3 protein-coding genes are annotated in these 3277 nt (G+C 59.4%); all 3 read right to left on the minus strand.

Features of this window, described 5'->3' with window-relative positions:
* Window positions 1–160: 160 nt before the first annotated feature.
* The 3 genes from JX325_RS14065 to JX325_RS14075 are packed head-to-tail and all read right to left on the minus strand — an operon-like array spanning window position 161 to window position 3065.
* Window positions 161–1600: a site-specific integrase gene (locus JX325_RS14065; protein ID WP_204791719.1), complete on the minus strand. Its 1440-nt coding sequence runs from the start codon at window positions 1598–1600 to the stop codon at window positions 161–163.
* A gap of 4 nt (window positions 1601–1604) precedes the next feature.
* Window positions 1605–2765 carry a site-specific integrase gene (locus JX325_RS14070; protein WP_204791720.1) on the minus strand — a complete coding sequence of 387 codons (1161 nt, stop codon included), beginning with the start codon at window positions 2763–2765 and terminating at the stop codon, window positions 1605–1607.
* A gap of 3 nt (window positions 2766–2768) precedes the next feature.
* Window positions 2769–3065, minus strand: coding sequence for a DUF6809 family protein (locus JX325_RS14075; protein WP_204791721.1), 297 nt, complete (start codon window positions 3063–3065; stop codon window positions 2769–2771).
* Window positions 3066–3277: the final 212 nt, after the last annotated feature.

The following is a 3277-nucleotide window of genomic DNA, read 5'->3' on the forward strand; positions in this document are numbered from 1 at the left end:
CCGTATACACTATAATTTCAGAAGAGAAAATAGGAAAATAAAATTATGATGGCAAAATCAAAATCTCTCTGTGCTCTGTTAGAATTGTCTGCATAAGCTCCTTTTATAGGAGGACAGCGAATCGTTTTCGGTTCACTGTCCTATCTTTGTATTTGGCGGCTCAATGTCTGAAGGGCGCCCCTGCCGCCTGTGCCGCTTTCAACTCCGCCAGTTCCCGCTTCATCTGGACGATCAGCGCCGCCAGCTTCTCCTCGCACTCCTCACGGGTATGGGCGTAGATGTTGCGGGCGTGTTTTTTGCCGTCGATCCACTTGGGCGAGTAGCGGCCCTCCCACAGGTGGTCATTGATTTGGCTGATGCAGCCCGTCCCCGGTCTGCGGTGAGGGGGATGGTACGGCGTAAACTCCACAGGAGGAACGGCTTCCTCCTGTTCCACTTCGCCCTGTTCCTGTACCTCCACCCCGGCGATGCCCTGGTCAATATTTCGAGCCGCGTTCCGCTGCATCTCGCCGGTGATATGGGTATAGATGTTCAGCGTGGTGGCGGAGGAGACATGCCCGATGATGGTGGACAGGGTTTTCACATCCATACCGTTCTCCAGGGACATGGTAGCGAAGGTGTGACGGAGATCATGAAACCTCACCCTTTTGCACCCGGCCCGCTCCAGAATGACTTGCAGACGCTTGCGGACATAGCCCGGGTCCACAGGCTGCTCTGGCTTGATGCGGGAGGGGAACATCCACTCTGAGAATACCTGCGCCTTGTACTCCGCCAGCAGTTCCACCATGGCAGGCGGCAGGATGACCGTGCGGACGGCGGCCTTTGTCTTGGGCTCATTGACTTCCAGTTTTCCGTTGACGGAGTACACCTGCTTACTAATGCGGAGCCGGCCTGTCTTGAAATCCAGGTCAGACCATTGCAGGGCCAGCAGCTCGCCCCGGCGCATCCCCGTGGTCAGCTCCAGGAGGAACAGCTCGTACATCCCCTCCGCCTTGGCCTGGATCAGGAACCGCTGGATTTCCTCCTTGGTCAGAATTTTCATTTCCTTCTCCCGCAGGGGCGGCAGTTTACAGCCGGTGGCCGGGTTCACCCGGATGAGCCCCTCCTTCACCGCCCGATCCAGCGCCATCTGGCATACTGCGTGACAGCTGCGCACCGAGCGATCCGCCATCCCCGCGCCGTGGCGCTCCACGTTGTTGAGCCGCCCGCCCTTTTTCATCTCGGTAAAAAACTGCTGGAGGTCGGACTGGGACAACCTGTTCAGTGGGATGTCCCCCACGCCCGGAATGGCGTGGAGGTAAATCCAGTTCTCGTAGCTCAGTTGGGTGGTGTGCCGCAAGGCCGGCTTGGAGTAACTCTGATACCAGAAGTCCAGCCAGTCCCCGAACCGCATCTCCGACCTGACCTTCACTGGCCCGGAACCGCCCTGCTCTTTTTTCAGCTGTTCCAACCTCTCGGTACACTCTTTCTTGGTCTTAGCCAGAACATTCTTTGTCTTGGGATTGCCGCCCTCATCGTAGCCAATAACCACCCGGCCCTCCCACCGTCCGTCCTTCCGCAGGCGGATGGTGCCCTCACCTTTCTTCCGCTTCTTCGCCATACTCTCACCTCCTCACCATGATGTCGTTCATAAAGCCGCCCACGATCTCCGCCGCCCGGCGGTGCATATCTCCAGTGACGTGGGTATAGGTGTCCAGGGTGAATGACGCTTTGGTGTGTCCCAGGATACCAGAGAGGGTCTTGGCGTCCACGCCGCTGGTCAGGGCATGAGTGGCGAAGGTGTGGCGCAGGTCATGGAACCGGATGCCAGGCAGGCCGGCACTTTTCAGCAGGGTCTTCAGGCGGCTGTAGGCCCTGCCGGGATTGACCGGGTCCTCCGGGCGGAGAGGGTTAGGAAAGATCCACTGGGAGCAGGAGCGCTTCTGCCGCTCCCGCAGCAGCTGGGCCGTGCTGGGCGGCAGGGTGATGGTGCGCCGGCCTTTTCCCGTCTTGGTCTCGCCGGTGGTCAGTCCGCCGCCCTTGCGCTGGTGGAGCGTCCGACGCACTGTCAGCGTCCCCTTCTTCCCGTCGAAGTCGGACCACATCAGCCCGCAGATCTCACCCCGGCGCATCCCGGTGGTCAGCTCAGTGTAGAAGAAATCGCACCAGACAGGGTCCTTTTTGATCTCCTCCATGAACCGCTCCAGCTGCTCGTTGTTGAGGATCTGCTTGGCGGTGGCTTTCTTTTTGGGGAGGGTGACGTCCTCTGTGGGATTCCTCGCCGTGAGCCGCTCCCGCACCGCCGCGTCCATGGCCTGGTGGAACACACCGTGGAGGCTGCGGACGGTAGAGCCAGAGAGGGCGTATCCGTACTCGGGGTGCTCGGTCTTGCGTCCGTTCTTCTGCACCTCCCGGTACAAGGCCTGCACGTCGGCGGAGGTCACCTTGCACACCGGCCTGTCCCCCAGGCGGGGCTTGATGTAGCACTCGATGTACTGCCGGTAACCCTTCAGCGTGGACTCCCGCACCGTAGGTGAGACGTACTCCTCCAGCCAGCGGTCCAGCCACTCACCCAGCGGCATCCGGCTGTCCTCGCTCAGGTCCACGTCCCGGTACTCCTCGATGCTCTGGTGCAGCTTTTTCATCAGAGCCTTCTGGCTCTTGGCGGAGATGTAGCGGAAGATGGACTCGCCATTCTCCTTGTGACCCACCACGATGCGGCCCTCCCAGCGTCCGTCCTCCCGTTTGCGCACCATGCCGTCGCCGGACGGTCTGCGCTTTGCCATCTGTTATTCACCTCCACTCCGAATATCTCCGTCGTTGTCATCCATGCACTCAGTCATGATCCTGACACCCAATCGGAAGCCCAGAATGAAATTTTCGGTTGCTGTGATGCTGTTGATCTCATGCTGGGAGCGGGTGAACCTTGTGAGGGCCTGCTGACCCTCCTCGTTGAGGAGTTCCATCAGCTGTGCCTCGCACTTGGCAACACGGTCTACTGCCCGCTTCAGCTCTGAGCCAGGTATCATCTGTTGCTCACAGGGTGTGATGTTGCCGTAGTAGAGATCCTCCAGAGTCGTTCTCATGTCTGCTACCTCCTTTGCAACACCAACACATACCACACTTCGTCGGGAATAGCTACTACTTTTTTACAGTCCGCCGTTCTGATAGCGGACCGCGTCGTCCAGCGTGACGCTGCCGCCTGTCTTTTTCACGTTCTGGACGCACCGCCCACGGAGCGACTTGAGCTGCTCATCGGGAATCTCCATCCCCGCCGCCAGCACATTCATCACCATGT

The sequence above is a fragment of the Oscillibacter sp. CU971 genome, from assembly GCF_905219725.1.
GTDB lineage: Bacteria > Bacillota > Clostridia > Oscillospirales > Oscillospiraceae > Oscillibacter.